Source organism: Actinomadura formosensis (assembly GCF_050948385.1).
In the GTDB taxonomy this organism is placed as follows: domain Bacteria; phylum Actinomycetota; class Actinomycetes; order Streptosporangiales; family Streptosporangiaceae; genus Spirillospora; species Spirillospora formosensis.
This window is the reverse complement of sequence record NZ_CP192011.1, coordinates 1,670,381-1,685,315: the sequence shown is the minus strand read 5'-3', so window position 1 is coordinate 1,685,315 and position 14,935 is coordinate 1,670,381. Positions and strand designations below refer to the sequence as shown.

The 14,935-nt window shown below is 71.4% G+C and carries 17 protein-coding genes; 9 read left to right on the top strand and 8 right to left on the bottom strand.

Features of this window, described 5'->3' with window-relative positions; translation table 11 throughout:
- Positions 1 to 25: 25 nt before the first annotated feature.
- From ACQP1N_RS07935 to ychF, 3 genes are all read right to left on the bottom strand, one after another.
- Positions 26 to 310 (bottom strand): hypothetical protein, encoded by a 285-nt coding sequence (locus ACQP1N_RS07935; RefSeq protein WP_067798886.1) that lies wholly within the window; start codon positions 308 to 310, stop codon positions 26 to 28.
- Between the two features lie 60 nt (positions 311 to 370).
- Positions 371 to 1,414, bottom strand: a complete 1,044-nt coding sequence (locus tag ACQP1N_RS07930) for a conjugal transfer protein (RefSeq protein ID WP_067798889.1) — start codon at positions 1,412 to 1,414, stop codon at positions 371 to 373.
- A gap of 433 nt (positions 1,415 to 1,847) precedes the next feature.
- The gene (gene ychF, locus ACQP1N_RS07925) at positions 1,848 to 2,939 is read right to left on the bottom strand and encodes a redox-regulated ATPase YchF (protein WP_067798891.1); all 1,092 of its coding nucleotides are present in this window, start codon (positions 2,937 to 2,939) and stop codon (positions 1,848 to 1,850) included.
- Between the two features lie 141 nt (positions 2,940 to 3,080).
- On the opposite strand from ychF, the gene rmuC reads away from it, so the two are divergent.
- The 5 genes from rmuC (at position 3,081) to ACQP1N_RS07900 (ending at position 7,511) form a co-directional block, all read left to right on the top strand.
- Complete coding sequence (rmuC, locus tag ACQP1N_RS07920) at positions 3,081 to 4,715, top strand: DNA recombination protein RmuC (protein ID WP_433230064.1); 1,635 nt, start codon at positions 3,081 to 3,083, stop codon at positions 4,713 to 4,715.
- On the top strand, positions 4,597 to 5,055 hold the full coding sequence (locus ACQP1N_RS07915; protein WP_433230061.1) for a DUF6542 domain-containing protein: 459 nt from the start codon (positions 4,597 to 4,599) through the stop codon (positions 5,053 to 5,055). The genes rmuC and ACQP1N_RS07915 overlap by 119 nt, the downstream gene beginning before the upstream one ends.
- A 106-nt stretch (positions 5,056 to 5,161) precedes the next feature.
- Complete coding sequence (locus ACQP1N_RS07910; protein WP_207394049.1) at positions 5,162 to 5,710, top strand: TetR/AcrR family transcriptional regulator; 549 nt, start codon at positions 5,162 to 5,164, stop codon at positions 5,708 to 5,710.
- Between the two features lie 11 nt (positions 5,711 to 5,721).
- Positions 5,722 to 6,609, top strand: a complete 888-nt coding sequence (locus ACQP1N_RS07905; protein WP_067798901.1) for a haloalkane dehalogenase — start codon at positions 5,722 to 5,724, stop codon at positions 6,607 to 6,609.
- Positions 6,606 to 7,511 (top strand): arginase family protein, encoded by a 906-nt coding sequence (locus ACQP1N_RS07900; protein WP_084262980.1) that lies wholly within the window; start codon positions 6,606 to 6,608, stop codon positions 7,509 to 7,511. The genes ACQP1N_RS07905 and ACQP1N_RS07900 overlap by 4 nt, the downstream gene beginning before the upstream one ends.
- A 5-nt stretch (positions 7,512 to 7,516) precedes the next feature.
- On the opposite strand, the gene ACQP1N_RS07895 is transcribed toward ACQP1N_RS07900, so the two are convergent.
- Positions 7,517 to 8,482: a 4-hydroxy-3-methylbut-2-enyl diphosphate reductase gene (locus ACQP1N_RS07895; protein WP_067798904.1), complete on the bottom strand. Its 966-nt coding sequence runs from the start codon at positions 8,480 to 8,482 to the stop codon at positions 7,517 to 7,519.
- Positions 8,483 to 8,621: 139 nt separating this feature from the next.
- Between ACQP1N_RS07895 and ACQP1N_RS07890 the strand changes: the two genes are divergently transcribed.
- Positions 8,622 to 9,572, top strand: coding sequence for a hypothetical protein (locus tag ACQP1N_RS07890; RefSeq protein ID WP_433230055.1), 951 nt, complete (start codon positions 8,622 to 8,624; stop codon positions 9,570 to 9,572).
- Positions 9,573 to 9,658: 86 nt separating this feature from the next.
- Here ACQP1N_RS07890 and ACQP1N_RS07885 read toward each other — a convergent pair whose 3' ends face one another.
- Complete coding sequence (locus ACQP1N_RS07885; RefSeq protein WP_242608818.1) at positions 9,659 to 10,084, bottom strand: MarR family winged helix-turn-helix transcriptional regulator; 426 nt, start codon at positions 10,082 to 10,084, stop codon at positions 9,659 to 9,661.
- A 39-nt stretch (positions 10,085 to 10,123) separates the two neighbouring features.
- On the opposite strand from ACQP1N_RS07885, the gene xseA reads away from it, so the two are divergent.
- Positions 10,124 to 11,332: an exodeoxyribonuclease VII large subunit gene (gene xseA, locus ACQP1N_RS07880; protein WP_433230051.1), complete on the top strand. Its 1,209-nt coding sequence runs from the start codon at positions 10,124 to 10,126 to the stop codon at positions 11,330 to 11,332.
- 54 nt (positions 11,333 to 11,386) lie between these two features.
- A complete protein-coding gene (locus ACQP1N_RS07875) occupies positions 11,387 to 11,620 on the top strand; it encodes an exodeoxyribonuclease VII small subunit (protein ID WP_067798923.1) in 234 nt (77 codons plus the stop codon).
- Between the two features lie 25 nt (positions 11,621 to 11,645).
- Here the strand turns inward: ACQP1N_RS07875 and ACQP1N_RS07870 are convergent, their stop codons facing one another.
- Positions 11,646 to 12,389, bottom strand: coding sequence for a DUF4245 domain-containing protein (locus ACQP1N_RS07870; protein ID WP_433230048.1), 744 nt, complete (start codon positions 12,387 to 12,389; stop codon positions 11,646 to 11,648).
- Positions 12,390 to 12,409: 20 nt separating this feature from the next.
- Positions 12,410 to 13,075 (bottom strand): TetR/AcrR family transcriptional regulator, encoded by a 666-nt coding sequence (locus ACQP1N_RS07865; RefSeq protein WP_084262981.1) that lies wholly within the window; start codon positions 13,073 to 13,075, stop codon positions 12,410 to 12,412.
- Positions 13,076 to 13,269: 194 nt separating this feature from the next.
- Here ACQP1N_RS07865 and glpX point away from each other — a divergent pair, with 194 nt between their 5' ends.
- On the top strand, positions 13,270 to 14,304 hold the full coding sequence (gene glpX / locus ACQP1N_RS07860) for a class II fructose-bisphosphatase (RefSeq protein ID WP_433230045.1): 1,035 nt from the start codon (positions 13,270 to 13,272) through the stop codon (positions 14,302 to 14,304).
- Here glpX and ACQP1N_RS07855 read toward each other — a convergent pair.
- Positions 14,301 to 14,912, bottom strand: a complete 612-nt coding sequence (locus ACQP1N_RS07855; RefSeq protein WP_433230042.1) for a DUF1707 SHOCT-like domain-containing protein — start codon at positions 14,910 to 14,912, stop codon at positions 14,301 to 14,303. The genes glpX and ACQP1N_RS07855 overlap by 4 nt on opposite strands.
- Positions 14,913 to 14,935: the final 23 nt, after the last annotated feature.

The window sequence follows — 14,935 nt, the reverse complement described above, 5'->3', positions numbered from 1 at the left end:
CTGCGAGCGCCGTGCCTCCCTCGGGTCAGGAGACGTCCACGCCGAGGGCCTTGGCTATCGCCTTGGCCGTGGTCTCGATGATGTTGGGCACGTAGAAGACCACTCCGATTCCGATCGCCAGCACGATGAATTGGACGAAACGCGTGATCTCGCGGGTGAACAGGAAGAAGATCGCCACAATGGAGACGATCACGAGGAACAGCGGACCGAATATCTGGCGGAGCCAGTCGGCGAGCTGGTCGGTCTTGAGTTCGTCGTCGGGCGCCGCCAGGATTTCGTGCGGAATCGACGCCATGAGGTGATGCAGCATCGACTGACTACCTTCCTTGGTCGGCTGATTCGGGGGTTGGGTTGTTCAATTCGCGGCCTCTCATGACGCGTTCGGTTCCGTGGTGCCGCGAATGCTGCGCACGAGCCAGGTCGTGCCCTTCTTGACCATCGCGAGCTGGTAGGTCTGCTCCAGCTCACCGCCGCCGCCCCCGGCGGGCTGCCACACCACCGTCGCGGTGACGGTGCGCCCGCCCTCGGGACCCTTCGGCGCTATGACCTCCTTGACCTGCACGAACGTGACGGAATTGGCGAGACCGGCGATGGTCGTCCCGTCGGAGAAGCGGGACAGGGCCGCCTGATTGCCGGTCGCGTACTCCTGGAAGAAGGTGCCGAGGAAGGGCTGGAGCTCGTTTTCGAGCGCGCTGTCGCGGTCTTGGACGCCGTCCTGGGGAAGCTGCGCCTTGGCCGGCGGGGGAAGCAGGGCGGGACGGGCTGACACGACCAGGGAGCCGCTCTTGTCGGCGTACACGGGAACGGCGAGCCGCAGCCACCGGTCGGCGGTGCGGGCGAGCAGCGTCACGGTCGCGTTGTTCGCGTCGCGGGCGTCCACTCCGGCGACCTGGACGGACTGCACCTGCATCCTCCCGACACCGTTCCAGCCGAATTGGGCGTCGGCGCCGTCGGGCAGGAAGGTGCGCAATTGCGCCTCGCGGGCGGGGGCGGCCTTCTGGTCGAAGTTGAGATAGACGTTGGCGAACTGGAGGGCGAACGCGCCCGCGGCACTGCTGGGGAATCCGGCGTTCTTCGGCGGCCTGGACGCGGTCGCCGCGCCGCCGGAGGGGTCGTCGGCGGTGAAGCGCTCGAACGGGGCGCGGACGCCGTTGACGAGGATGACGATGATCAGCGCCCACAGCACGGCGCGCCCGACCCACACCCACCAGCGTCCGCCGGATCCGCCCCAGCGACCGCCGCCGCGCGAGCCGCCGTTCCGCGAGCCGCCGCGGCCGGACCGGCCGCGGCGCCCGTCGTGCTCGGGCAGGTCCCACGACGGGTCGACGGACGACGCGAGCGCCCCGCCGGGCGCCGCCGTCTCGTCGACTACGGCGGTGTCACGGCCGCGTCCCACGGCCGACCTGCGAGCCATCCTGCCTCCGCTCGCGCCTCGCCCCCGGTCGGCGCGCTCCTGTGTGCCTGGTCATGTTCCGGTGGTTTTCTGAACCCACCTCGGGCCCAGGGTAACCACGGGCGTCAATTGTTCCAGCGCATCGCAGCGAATCACAGCCCCGGCACGCGGCTGTGGATAATGCAATCCACCTCGGCAGGAACGGGAAAGATTGCCAAACGGTGACGATCCCCTATCCAAGGCTCCGAAGAGTGCGCAGGTCCAGGATCCGGACAAGCGACGCGACCCGGCGGTTGCTTCGTTACCGGGTGACGGCGACGGCCGCCCTCCGCTCCCGAAAGAAACCGACAAACTGTCGTGTTCGCGACATCTCACGACAAAACACCCAGCTCAGCGGCCTCGCGCGCCGCACAGAGACCCGCTGTTGCCAAAATCACACAGGTCACGCCGGGGGTCAGACGTTGAAGCGGAACTCCACGACGTCGCCGTCCTGCATCACGTACTCCTTGCCCTCCATGCGGACCTTGCCGGCGGTCCGGGCGGCCGCCATGGAGCCGGCCTCCACCAGATCGTCGAACGAGACGATCTCGGCCTTGATGAAGCCGCGCTGGAAGTCGGTGTGGATGACGCCGGCGGCCTCCGGCGCGGTGGCGCCCTTGCGGATCGTCCAGGCCCGCGCCTCCTTGGGACCGGCCGTCAGGTACGTCTGCAGGCCGAGGGTGTCGAAGCCGATCCGGACGAGCTGCGACAGGCCCGACTCCTCCTGGCCCATGCTCTGCAGCAGTTCGAGCGCCTCGTCGTCCGGCAGCTCGATCAGCTCCGCCTCGATCTTGGCGTCCAGGAAGATCGCCTCGGCGGGAGCGACCAGGTCGCGCAGGCGCGCGCGCAGAGCCTCGTTGGTCAGCTCGCTCTCGTCGAGGTTGAAGACGTAGAGGAACGGCTTGGCGGTGAGCAGGTGCAGCTCGCGCAGGAGCGTCAGGTCGATGCCGGCCTGGTCCGCGCCCGCGAAGAGCGTGACGCCGTCGTTCAGGAGCTTCTGCGCGGCGTTGACGGCGTCGACGACGGCGAGCTTGTCCTTGTCCTTCTTTGTGCGGGCCTCCTTGTCGAGACGCGGCAGCGCCTTCTCGATCGTCTGGAGGTCGGCCAGGATCAGCTCGGTGTTGATCGTCTCGATGTCGCGCGCCGGGGCGACATCGCCGTCAACGTGCGTGACGTCCGGGTCCTCGAACGCGCGGATCACCTGGCAGATCGCGTTGGTCTCCCGGATGTTGGCGAGGAACTTGTTGCCGAGCCCCTGCCCCTCGGACGCGCCCTTGACGAGGCCCGCGATGTCGAGGAATTCCATCGTCGCGGGGAGGATCTTCTGCGAGCCGAAGATCTCCGCGAGCGTGTGCAGGCGCCGGTCGGGCACCCCGACCACCCCGACGTTGGGCTCGATGGTCGCGAACGGGTAGTTGGCGGCCAGCGCGTCGTTCTTGGTCAGCGCGTTGAACAGGGTGGACTTGCCGACGTTGGGCAGCCCGACGATTCCGATGGAGAGGCTCACGGCCGTCAAGTTTATGGGCGCCCGCGGACCCCTCGGGCTGTCTGGAACCTCCGTCGGACCGCCGAATGTCCGGAATGGGGCGTCCGGGCCATACCGGCGCGTCGCGGTCGCGCTTCGCCGCCGCGCTGCCACGATGAACGGATGGACCTCGCGCTGTTCGCCGGCCTGCTCGTCGGTGCCGTCTTCGGCGCCGTCGCCGGGTACGCGCTCGCGACGGGCCGGCAGGGCGCGCTGATCGCGCGGGCGCGGGCGGCGGAGGAGAAGCTCGCCTACGCCGAGGAGCGGATGGCCGAGCACTTCGAGAACCTGTCCGCGAAGGCGCTGGACGCCAGCAATCAGCGGTTCCTGGAGCTGGCGGACGCGCGCCTCAAGGCGGCGGGCGTGCAGGCGGCGGGCGAGCTGCAGCGCCGCCAGCAGGCCGTCGAGCACCTGGTCGCACCGCTCAAGGAGACGCTCGCCAAGGTGGAGGAGCAGCTCCGCGAGGTCGAGACGGGCCGCCGGGAGTCGCACGCGATGCTGGCCAAGCAGGTCGACTTCGTCCGGCAGAGCTCCGATCAGCTGCGCCGCGAGACCCAGTCGCTGGTCCGGGCACTGCAACGGCCCGAGGCCAGGGGGCGGTGGGGCGAGCTCCAGCTCCGCCGGGTCGTCGAGCTGGCCGGAATGACGCATCACTGCGATTTCGACGAGCAGGCGAGCTCCGTCACGGTGGACGGCACGGTCCGTCCCGACATGGTCGTGCGGCTGGCCGGCGGCAAGAGCATCGTGGTCGATTCCAAGGTCTCCCTTGCCGCGTACCTACAGGCCGCTGAGAGCGGCGATCCGGTGCGCCTGGACGCGCACGCCCGTCATCTGCGCGACCATGTCGAACGTCTGGCGGCCAAGTCGTACTGGCAGGCGTTCAGCCCCGCACCGGAGTTCGTTGTCCTGTTCATCCCCGGCGAGGCGTTTCTCGCGCCCGCGCTTGACCGCGACCCAGGGCTGCTGGAGTACGCGATGCGGCGCCGGGTGCACATCGCCACGCCGACGACCCTCATCACGATGCTGCGGACCGCGTCCTACGCCTGGCAGCAGGCCGCCCTCTCGCAGAACGCCCGCGCGGTCTTCGAGCTGGGCAAGGAACTGTACGAGCGGCTCGGCACGATGGGTCAGCACGTCGACGAGCTGGGGCGCGCGCTGACCGGCGCCATCAAGTCCTACAACCGGACGGTCGGATCGCTCGAAACACGCGTGCTCGTCAGCGCGCGCAAGCTGAACGACCTGGGCGTGGTCGATGAGGATTTGGACGGCCCCCGTCCGGTGGAGGAAAGCCCCCGCGCGCTCTCTGCGGCCGAACTGACCGCGGACGGCCACCGCCCCGACGACGAGCCAGCGGAGCCCGACGCGGCCTCGGAAGCGATAGGTTTCGACCCGCAGGCCATCCCCGACCAGACCGACCGGCGCATCACTCACGAGCGAGGCGAACCGGGGGGTGTGGGGGGCCGGCCCCCACAGGGAAGAGGTGGCGATGACTTCATCGACGGCACGCGGCGCGTCCAGCGGCGCCCCGCCGGCTCCGGGGGGTTCAGTGGGACGTCAGCGCGGCGCCGCCGCTCCGCGATCGCGCTCGGCCGCCGGCGCGGGCCCGATCACGCTGACCGGGCGCGGCGGCATCGTCGTCATGTTCGCCGCCGGGCTGCTGTGCGGGCTGCTGTCGCACTGGTTCGGGGTGCCGCTGCTCGCGGGCGCCGGGTTCGCGATCGGCTGCGTGCTCGCCGCGTTCGCCACCCGTCCCGCTGACCTGCTCACGCTCGTCGTCAGCCCGCCGCTGGTGTTCTTCGTCGCCACGGTCCTGGTCGTGTTCACGACCGCGCTCGGCCACGGCTCGCTGGTGCGCGCTCTCACGGTCGGCGTCCTGACCGCGCTGGCGGCCACCGCGCCGTGGCTGTTCTTCGCGACACTGCTGGTCCTGGTGATCTGCCTGGCGCGGGGCCTCATGAAGAACGTCCGCGACCTGCGGGACAAGCTCGTCGGGGTGCGTCTCTTCGAGAAGGAGGAGAACGAGAACCCCGTCCGGTGGGACGAGTCCCCCGGCACGACGCAGGAGCGCCACCGGCTCCATCACGGCGAGGTGGACTGACCCGGACCCCCGCGCAGGGCGCGCGAAAACCGTCCATCCGCTTGACAGGCTTAATACGTTCGTACATATTGAACCGGTGCCCAGACCATCGAACAAGGAACAGATCTTGCGGGAGGGTCTCGAAGTGGTCCGGCGGCGCGGATTCTCGGCCGCCGGCGTCCGAGAGATCACCTCCGCGGCGTCGGTGCCCCAGGGATCGTTCACCAACCACTTCGCCTCCAAGGAGGCGTTCGGGTTGGAGATCCTCGACCGCTACTTCGGGAGCGTGCGGTCGCTCGTCGCCGAGACGCTCGACACCGGGGGCGACCCGATCGAGCGGCTACGCGGCTACTTCGACGCGATCAGTGACCGGCTGGAGGCCCGGGGCTGGCAGCACGGCTGCCTGATCGGCAACATGAGCCTGGAGTCGGCCGAGCACAGCGAGGCCATCCGGACGCGGCTCGCCGGGATCTTCGCGGAGTGGCGGCCGCCGTTCGCCCGCTGCCTCGAACAGGCCGCGGCGCAGGGACGGATCACCCTCACCGTTCCCCCCGAGGAACTGGCCGACTTCCTGCTGGCCTCCTGGCAGGGCGCGATCCTGCGCATGAAGGTCGAACGCAGCCCCGAACCCCTTCAGCACTTCAAGGACGTCGTCTTCACGACGGTCCTCCGATGACCGGGAGAGCCATGCCCCTGACCTCCGTACTCGGAACCACGATCCACCACTCCGAATCCGGCACCGGCGATCCCATCGTCTTCCTGCACGGCAACCCGACCTCGTCCTACCTGTGGCGGAACGTCATCCCCCACGTGTCGGACCTCGGCCGGTGCCTCGCCCCCGACCTCGTCGGCATGGGGCGCTCGGGCCCGGCGCCGGCGTACCGCTTCGCCGACCACGCCCGCCATCTCGACGCCTGGTTCGACGCCATGGGCCTGACCTCGGACGTCACCCTCGTCCTGCACGACTGGGGATCGGCGCTCGGCTTCCACTGGGCCGCGCGCAACCCCGGCCGGGTCAAGGCGATCGCTTACATGGAGGCCATCGTCCAGCCGCGCCTGTGGACGGACTTCCCGCCCGGACGGGACGACCTGTTCCGCGCCATGCGTTCGGAGCGGGGCGAGAAGCTGGTGCTGGAGGAGAACTTCTTCGTCGAGACGGTCCTGCCCCGCAGTGTCCTGCGCTCCCTGACCGAGGAGGAGATGGACGCCTACCGCGCCCCGTTCCGCACCCCCGGGTCGCGCCTTCCCACGCTGGCCTTCGCTCGCGAACTCCCGATCGACGGGACGCCGCGGGACGTGGCCGAGATCGTCGAGTCCTACGGCCGCTGGCTCTCCACGGCGCCCGTGCCCAAACTGTTCATCGCGGCCGACCCCGGTGCCCTGCTCGTCGGCCGGGCCGCGGAGTTCGCCCGCACCTTCCCCAACCAGCGCGAGGTGACCGTCGAGGGCGTCCACTATCTGCAGGAGGACTCCCCGGACGAGATCGGCGAGGCGCTCCGCGGCTTCCTCCGCGACCTCGGAAGACCGGAATCCGCCGCACCCCGCCCGCGCACGCACCTGGAGGCCCAGCGATGATCTCCGTTCTCGCCGCCCCGACGAATCTCGGCCTGCGGCCGCCGCAGGAGACCAGCGTCCCCGGGTGCGCGAAGGCGCCCGAAGCGCTGCGCGAGGCAGGGCTGCATTCGCGGCTGCTCGCGCGGGGCGCCCGGGACGAGGGCGTCGTCCTCGCGGGCAGATACGTCGACGACCTGGCCACCGGCTCGGGGCGGGTCCGCAACCAGGACGCCCTCATCGACCACACGATGCGGCTGGCCGCCCGGCTCGGCGCGCTCCTCGAACGGCGGCGCGCGCCGCTCGTCCTCGGCGGCGACTGCAGCGTGCTGCTCGGCGCCGGACTCGCGCTCGCCCGCAGGGGCCGGTACGGCCTCGTCCACATCGACGGTCACACGGACTTCCGCCACCCCGGCAACTCCAGCCGGTACGCGAGCGTCGCCGGGGAGGACCTCGCCGCCGCCGTCGGGCTGCACCTGCCCGCGCTGTCCGACATCGAGGGACTGGCTCCCTACTTCGCCCCCGAGCATGTCGTGCACGTCGGCTGCCGGCAGGACGACGAGGCGCTCGCCGAGGCGGAGCGGGTCCTGGCCATGGTCGTCCCGGCGAGCCGGTGGATCGGCGACCCCGCCGGCGCGCTCGACGCCATCCGCGGGATCGTCGCCGCCGACGGCCTCGACGGCTACTGGCTCCACGTGGACGTGGACGTCCTCGACCCGGCGTTCATGCCCGCCGTGGACAGTCCCGACCCGGGCGGACTCGATCCCCGGCAGCTCACCGCGCTGCTCGGCGGGCTGGCGGCCGATGCGGCCGGGGCCGAGGTCTGCATCTTCGATCCCGATCTCGACCCCGACGGCCGGTACGCCCGGCTGCTGACCGGCATCATCGCCGAAAGCCTCGGCGACCTCGGCCGTCACGTCCGGTAAGCGCCCTAGACGGGCGTGATGCGGAGGTCCTTGCGGAGGTCCTTCGGGAGGGCGAAGCGCATGTGCTCGGGGACGGACTCGATCTCCTCCACCTCGCCGAAGCCGCGCTCGGCCAGCCAGGCGAGCACCTCCTGGACCAGTTCGTCCGGGACGGACGCGCCGCTGGTGACGCCGACCGTGGTGACGCCCTCCAGCCAGGCCGGATCGATGTGCTCGGCGTAGTCGACGAGGTAGGCGTCGTCGGCGCCGTGGTCCTTGGCGACCTCGACGAGCCGCACGGAGTTGGACGAGTTCGTGGACCCGACGACGATGACGAGCTGTGCCCGGGCCGCCATCTCCTTCACGGCGGTCTGCCGGTTCTGGGTGGCGTAGCAGATGTCGTCGGACGGCGGGTCCATCAGCTGGGGGAACCGCTCGCGGAGCTTCTCGACGGTGGCGATGGTCTCGTCGACCGACAGCGTGGTCTGGGACAGCCACGCGACCTTCTCGGGGTCGCGGACCTGGACGCCCGCGACGTCGTCGGGGCCGTCCACGAGGTGGATGTGGTCGGGGGCCTCGCCGGTGGTGCCGATGACCTCCTCGTGCCCCTCGTGGCCGATGAGCAGGATGTCGTAGTCCTGCGCGGCGAACCGCACGGCCTCCTTGTGGACCTTGGTGACCAGCGGGCACGTCGCGTCGATGGTGCGCAGGTTCAGGCCGTCGGCCTCCTCGTGCACGGCGGGCGCGACACCGTGCGCGGAGAACACCACGATCGCCCCCTCGGGGACCTCCTCGGTCTCGTCCACGAAGATCGCGCCGCGTTCCTGCAGCGTCTTGACGACGTGGACGTTGTGCACGATCTGCTTGCGGACGTAGATCGGGGCCCCGTACTTCTCCAGGGCGATCTCGACCGTCTGCACGGCCCGGTCGACGCCCGCGCAGTAACCACGCGGTTTGGCGAGCAGGACACGGCGCTGGCTGTTGGCGGTCATGGCCCTATCGTACGAGTGACCCGGCTGTGACTCACTCCACGGTGTCTTTGGACAGAAATCCATTAACTCGGGGTGACCATTCTCGCACTCATGGGGCAGAGTGAGGTTCGACGAGACGAGGCAGGAAGAGGAAGAGCCGATGACGAAATCGCCGCGCCGCCTCAAGGAGCAGGTCAAGGACACGGTGGGCGAGCAGATTCGCGATCTCCCGCTGCACGCCGTCCGGTTGGCCATGTTCGGTGTCGGCCGGGCGCTGCTGATCAGCGACCGGGTGACCAGGGACTACAAGGAGATCACCGAGGGCGGCGGCGTGAAGCCGGTGGTCGAACGGCTGCGCGCCGACGTCCAGCACACGGCCGGGAAGGTCATCGGACGGGTGGCCGGGCGGGGCCACGGCGAGGAGCCCGAGCCGGTGCACCGCACCCGGCCCGCGCGGCCGGCCGCCACGCGCGCCACCGATTCGGAGATCTCGGTCGGCAAGCCCGCCACCGAACCACGGCACACGCCGAAGCACGCCCGTCCGGGGCCGCCGCCGAGGCCCGCGAAGCCGGGCGCGCTGGGCCGCCGGCACGCCAGGCCGGAGGACGAGGCCGGGCCGGTCGCCGAGCCCGCCCCGAAGCCGGAGCCGACGGAGCCGAGGCCGGAGCCCGCACCGCAGGCCGAGCCCGCCCCCGCCCCGGAACCGGCCGAGCCCGCGAAGCCCACCGAGCCCGCGAAGCCCACCGAGCCCGAGGCCGCCGAGCCGGAGCCCGAGCAGCCCGCGGAGGTGGAGCCCAAGACGCCCGCCGAGCCCGAGTTGACGGAGGCCACGGACGAGATCACCAGGGAAGCGGTGGCCAAGGACGAGAAGGCGTTCGAGCCGAAGCCGGAGACCAAGCCGGCCGCCCCGGCGGAGGCCGCGCACATCGCGGAGGACCTGCCGGTGCCGAACTACGACACCGCCACAATGCCGCAACTGCGCGCGCGCCTGCGCGGCCTGTCCGTCGAACAGGTGAAGCTTCTGCGCGAGTACGAGCGCAAGCACGCCGCCCGTGAGGACGTCATCCGCATGTACGAGCGCCGCATCGCCAAGCTCAACGGCCTCGGCTGACCTCGGCCGACCACGAAGAAAAGCCCCCGGCCCGGAGCCGGGGGCTTTTCCATGTCCTTTTCCATCTCCGGGGGAACTCGTCCATGTCAGGGCCTACCCCACAGCTTGTCGAGGGCGGGCAGCGCGGCGGCGACCGTCGCACGCTCCTCCTCGGTCAGGCCCGCGAGCCGTTCGGCGAGGAAGGCGAGCCGGCGCTCCCGCCCGGCGGCCAGCCGGTCGCGGCCGGGCCCGGTGATCCGGGCGGTGACGACGCGGGCGTCGGTGCCGTCCCTGCCGCGCGCGACGAGCCCGTCCCGTTCGAGCCGGTTGATCTGCGCGGTCATGGTCGGCAGCCGGACGCCCTGCTCGGCGGCCAGCTCGGTCATCCGGCGCGGGCCGTGCTCCAGCGAGCCGAGCACCGACAGCTGCCGGCTGGTGATCGGCTGGTCGGCGCTCACCTGCCGCAGCATCAGCACGACGTGACGCAGGCGCAGGTTGAGCTGTTCGGCGAGCTCGCGTTCGGATGCGGTCACGGTCGTTCTCCTCGGGGTCGTAGTCAGTAGTGTTCCTGCATGGCGATGGAGACCACGGCCGAATCCCCGGTTCCGGTGCGGACGGTCCTGCAGGCGGTGAGCGGCTGGATCGGCAGGCTCGGCCGGATCTGGGTGGAGGGCCAGATCACCGACCTGAACGCGCGTGGCGGGACGGTCTACATGACGCTCCGTGACCCGGTGGCGAACATGTCGGTGCGGGTCGTCGGGCCGCGCGCCGTGTTCGAGGCGGCCGGCCCGGCGGTGATCGACGGTGCCCGTGTCGTGGTCCACGCCAAGCCCGACTTCTGGATCAACCGCGGGACGTTCTCGCTGAGCGTCCTGGAGATCCGGCCGGTCGGCGTCGGCGAGCTGCTGGCCCGGCTGGAGCGGCTGAAGCAGGTGCTCGCGGCGGAGGGGCTGTTCCGGCCCGAGCGCAAGCGTCCGCTGCCGTTCCTGCCGGGGAAGATCGGGCTGATCTGCGGGCGCGACTCCGACGCCGAGCACGACGTCCTGCAGAACGCCCGGCGGCGCTGGCCCGCGGTCGCGTTCCGGGTGGAGAACACCGCGGTGCAGGGCTCGTACGCGGTCGGCGAGGTCATGCAGGCGTTGCGGACGCTGGACGCCGATCCCGAGATTGATGTGATCATCATCGCGCGGGGCGGGGGCGCGATGGAAGACCTGCTGCCGTTCAGCGACGAGGCGCTCGTCCGCGCGGTCGCCGCGGCCCGCACCCCGGTGGTCAGCGCGATCGGGCACGAGCAGGACGGTCCGCTCCTCGACCTGGTCGCGGACGTGCGGGCGTCCACCCCGACCGACGCCGCGAAGAAGGCCGTCCCGGACGTGCGGGAGCAGTTGCAGCTCGTCCGGCAGCTGCGCGACCGGGGCCGGCGCTGCCTGGCGGGCGGCCTGGAGCGGGAACTGGCGTGGCTGCGGGCGGTGCGGTCGCGGCCCGCGCTGGCCGACCCGGTGCGGGAGATCGAGCGGCAGTCCGAGCAGGTCGCGGCGCTCCGGGAGCGGACGCGGCGGTGCCTGTCCGGCGCGCTGGACCGGGCCGGGGACGAGCTGTCGCACACCCGTGCCCGGCTGCTGGCCCTCTCCCCCGCGGCGACGCTGGAACGCGGGTACGCGATCGTCCAGCGGGCGGACGGGACCGTGGTGCGGGGAGCCGGGGCGGTCGAGGACGGGGAGCGCCTCCACGTCCGGCTGGCCGGCGGCCGGCTCGGCGTGACCGTGACCGAGCGGGAGTGAGCCTTGGTTTCGCAGGGAGCCTGGGGGCGTCCCCCGGAGTGAGAGGGTAGGCAGGTGGCGGATGAGAAGGGGACGGCGGAAAAGCCGTCGTACGAGCAGGCGCGGGATGAGCTGACCGAGGTCGTCAAGCGGTTGGAGGCCGGCGGGCTGACGCTGGAGGAGTCCCTCGGCCTGTGGGAGCGGGGCGAGAGGCTCGCCGAGATCTGCGAGGAGTGGCTGGAGGGGGCCCGCGCGCGGCTGGCCGCCGCCCTCGACCGTCCCGGCGACGGCGACGGCGCCCCGTTCTGAGGCTCAGGCCGCCCCGTTCTGAGGCTCAGGAAGCGGCGGGCGTGGGCGATGCCGAGGTGGCCGGCGTCGCGCCGCCCTTGCTCTGCGGCTTGAGCGACGCCGCCAGGATCGCGAGTTCCTCGTAGGACGCGGTGCCGGTCACCACGATGCTCAGGCCGTCCGGCAGGGTGCGGGCGAGGGAGTTCGCCTTCTTGTCCTTGCGGTGGTACTTCGTCCAGGTGACGCCGTTCACCTGCTGCGTCCCGATCGGATTGCTGCTGTTCGTCATGCGCGGGACGTACTCGGACGCCTTCTCGTCGCTCTGCTCCAGCGCCGCGTACTCGTCGGCCGGTGTCACGAACCCGAGGTGCCAGGCGACGGGCTCCCTGCCGCCGGAGTTCAGGCCGGTCACCCGGGAACTGTTCGGCCGCCACGTGCCGGGCAGCCCCTCGGGCGCGTACACGGTGTAGGGCGCGTCGCCGCGCATCGCCCACAGCTGCGAGCTGTAGTCGATGGTCCGCAGGACCTCCTTGCCACCGCGCGGCGACACGAGGTAGATCGCGAGCACCAGCAGCAGGCACGCGGCCATCGCCAGGGTGAAGCCGCCGAGCCCCGTCGTCAGCCGCTTGTGCACGGCGGGGCTGACCTCGATCGTCGGCCGCGCCGCCGGCGCGTCCGGCTCCGCCGGCGTGTCCTCGCGCGGGGCGTCCCGGCCATCCGCGGTCTCCTCGGCGGACGCGGTCTCCTCGGCGGCCGCGGTCTCCTCGGCGGAAGGGGTCTTCTCCGTCACCCCTCCAGCATCCCCCACGGTCAGCTCTGCTCCGTACGGGGGTTGCGGATCGTGCCGACGATGGCCATGATCTCGTCGGCGAGCCGGCGGGCGGCGTCCTCGTCGTCCAGCAGTGAGATCTCGGACACGGCACCGGCCATCGCGCCGGTCAGCACGGTGACGAGGGCCTCGTCCACGCCGCCGTCGGCGGTGTGGAACAGGGCGGCGTTGCGGCGCGCCCACTTGTTGAGCCGCTGCCGCATCACGCGGTCGAACCCGGGCGGGCCGTCGCCGGAGATGAACAGCCGGGCCACGTCCCGCTCGTCGAGGCAGCCGCTCAGGTAGGCGCCCGCGCCGGCGATGAACTGCCGCATGGGGTCGGTCTCGCCCGCCTCCCGGACGGCGTTGATCGCCTCCCGGGTGCGTTCCTGCTGCCGGCCCTGGAAGTCCTCGAACAGCGTCAGGTACAGGTCCGCCTTGCCGTTGAAGTGGTGGTAGAGGCTGCCGACGCTGGCACCCGCCTTGGCGACGATGTCGGTCACCGCGGCCTGGGCGAACCCGGCCTCACAGAAGACGTCCCGGGCGGCGGCCAGCAGGGCGCCGCGCGTGGCGGCACCGCGGTCGGAGGTCCGCGCGGGGGGTTCGGCGGACCGCGCGCCCCCGTTCGGTGCCACCTCGTCGGAGGAGACGTCGATGTCGCTGCTCATGACGCCTGAGATTACGCCCTCTCCCATGGGGAAACGATCCCTTGTCCGCGTGACCGTCAAATCCCGGTGCCGCGCGGGACTGGTACCACGGGTGCCGGTACGATCCGTGCCGCGGCTGGTCTGGTCCAATTTGTGGCCCGCAGTCCGGTCCACGGAGAATTCTAGGCACCACCGAACGAAGGGGCCGCCCCGTCATGTCCGATGAGACCACCGTTTCCTCGCCGCTCACCACCGAGCCGGCCGCACCGGACCGCAACCTCGCGATGGAGCTGGTCCGGGTGACCGAGGCCGCCGCGATGGCCGCGGCCCGCTGGGTCGGCCGGGGGGACAAGAACGGCGCCGACGGGGCCGCCGTGAACGCCATGCGCCAGCTGATCAACACGGTGTCCATGCGGGGCGTCGTCGTGATCGGCGAGGGCGAGAAGGACCATGCGCCGATGCTGTTCAACGGCGAGGAGGTCGGGGACGGGTCGGGGGCCGAGTGCGACGTCGCGGTCGACCCGGTGGACGGGACGCGGCTGACCGCGCTCGGCATGAACAACGCGATCGCGGTGCTGTCGGTGGCGCCGCGCGGGTCGATGTTCGACCCGTCCGCGGTGTTCTACATGGAGAAGCTGGTGACCGGCCCGGAGGCGGCCGACGCCGTCGACATCGAGCGTCCGATCGCCGACAACATCCGCGCGATCGCCCGCGCGAAGGGCTCTTCGCCGCACGACGTGACCGTGTGCATCCTGGACCGTCCGCGGCACGAGGGCATCGTCAAGGAGGTCCGGGAGGCGGGCGCGCGGATCAAGTTCATCATGGACGGCGACGTCGCCGGCGCGATCATGGCGTCCCGGCCGGGCACCGGCGTCGACCTGCTGCTCGGCATCGGCGGCACCCCGGAGGGCATCATCGCGGCGTGCGCGATCAAGGCGATGGGCGGGGTGATCCAGGGCCGGCTGTGGCCGCAGGACGCCGAGGAGAAGCGCAAGGCGCTCGACGCCGGTCACGATCTGGGCCGGGTGCTGACGACCGACGACCTGGTCACGTCCGACGACGTGTTCTTCGCCGCCACCGGGATCACCGACGGGGAACTGGTGGACGGCGTCCGCTACAGCAAGGGGACCGCGGTCACGCACTCGCTGGTCATGCGCTCGCGCAGCGGGACGATCCGGACGATCTCCAGCGAGCACCAGCTGAGCAAGCTCCGCGCCTACAGCGCGATCAACTTCGACACGGCGGTCTAGCGGCCGCGGCCGAGCCGGTTCCGGACGCGGGTGCGCAGCGACCGCTTCGGTGCCCGGGCGCGCACCGAGCCGAAGATCATCATGCCGCCGACCTCGACCGTGGGCCCGTCCTGGACGGGACGGGCCCGCAGGTCGCGGGTGCTGAGGATGGTGCGGCCGGTGACGTGCACGCGGACGCCCTCGGGGACGAGGAGCCGGATCCGGCCGCCGAGCACCAGCGAGTCGACCACGATGTGCCGACGCTGCAGCACGGCCTCGCGCAGGTCCAGTTCGACCGTTCCGAACAGGGCGAGGAGTTGCAGCTTCACCGGGACGACCCAGCGTCCCTCCCGGCGGGTGCGGCCGAAGAAGACCGAGACCGGCCGGTCGTCCACCAGGATGGGCTGCGCCTCCTCGGGGCTGAGGTCGCCGGTGAGGCCGGTGAGCTCGCCCAGGGTGCGGGCGGCGTAGGCGCGGGCGGTGCGCTCGGAGTGCTCCTCCATGGTGAGCCGCCCGTCGGCGAGCGCCTCGCCGAGCACGGCGACGACGCGTTCCCGGTCGGCGTCGGAGGCGCGCAGGTCGCGCACACGGGTGACCTTCTCGGCGGCGGGGCGATGGGGGACGTCCACGTCTAGAGAGTAGCCCGAGGTCA

Bases quoted from the DNA above. Each gene is read 5' to 3' on its own strand.
- glpX (WP_433230045.1), top strand. From the start codon at position 13,270: ATGTCCGATGAGACCACCGTTTCCTCGCCGCTCACCACCGAGCCGGCC.
- ACQP1N_RS07935 (WP_067798886.1), bottom strand. From the start codon at position 310: ATGCTGCATCACCTCATGGCGTCGATTCCGCACGAAATCCTGGCGGCG.
- ACQP1N_RS07900 (WP_084262980.1), top strand. From the start codon at position 6,606: ATGATCTCCGTTCTCGCCGCCCCGACGAATCTCGGCCTGCGGCCGCCG.
- ACQP1N_RS07890 (WP_433230055.1), top strand. From the start codon at position 8,622: ATGACGAAATCGCCGCGCCGCCTCAAGGAGCAGGTCAAGGACACGGTG.
- ACQP1N_RS07865 (WP_084262981.1), bottom strand. From the start codon at position 13,075: ATGAGCAGCGACATCGACGTCTCCTCCGACGAGGTGGCACCGAACGGG.
- ACQP1N_RS07895 (WP_067798904.1), bottom strand. From the start codon at position 8,482: ATGACCGCCAACAGCCAGCGCCGTGTCCTGCTCGCCAAACCGCGTGGT.
- ACQP1N_RS07915 (WP_433230061.1), top strand. From the start codon at position 4,597: ATGTTCGCCGCCGGGCTGCTGTGCGGGCTGCTGTCGCACTGGTTCGGG.
- ACQP1N_RS07930 (WP_067798889.1), bottom strand. From the start codon at position 1,414: ATGGCTCGCAGGTCGGCCGTGGGACGCGGCCGTGACACCGCCGTAGTC.
- ACQP1N_RS07905 (WP_067798901.1), top strand. From the start codon at position 5,722: ATGCCCCTGACCTCCGTACTCGGAACCACGATCCACCACTCCGAATCC.
- xseA (WP_433230051.1), top strand. From the start codon at position 10,124: ATGGCGATGGAGACCACGGCCGAATCCCCGGTTCCGGTGCGGACGGTC.
- rmuC (WP_433230064.1), top strand. From the start codon at position 3,081: ATGGACCTCGCGCTGTTCGCCGGCCTGCTCGTCGGTGCCGTCTTCGGC.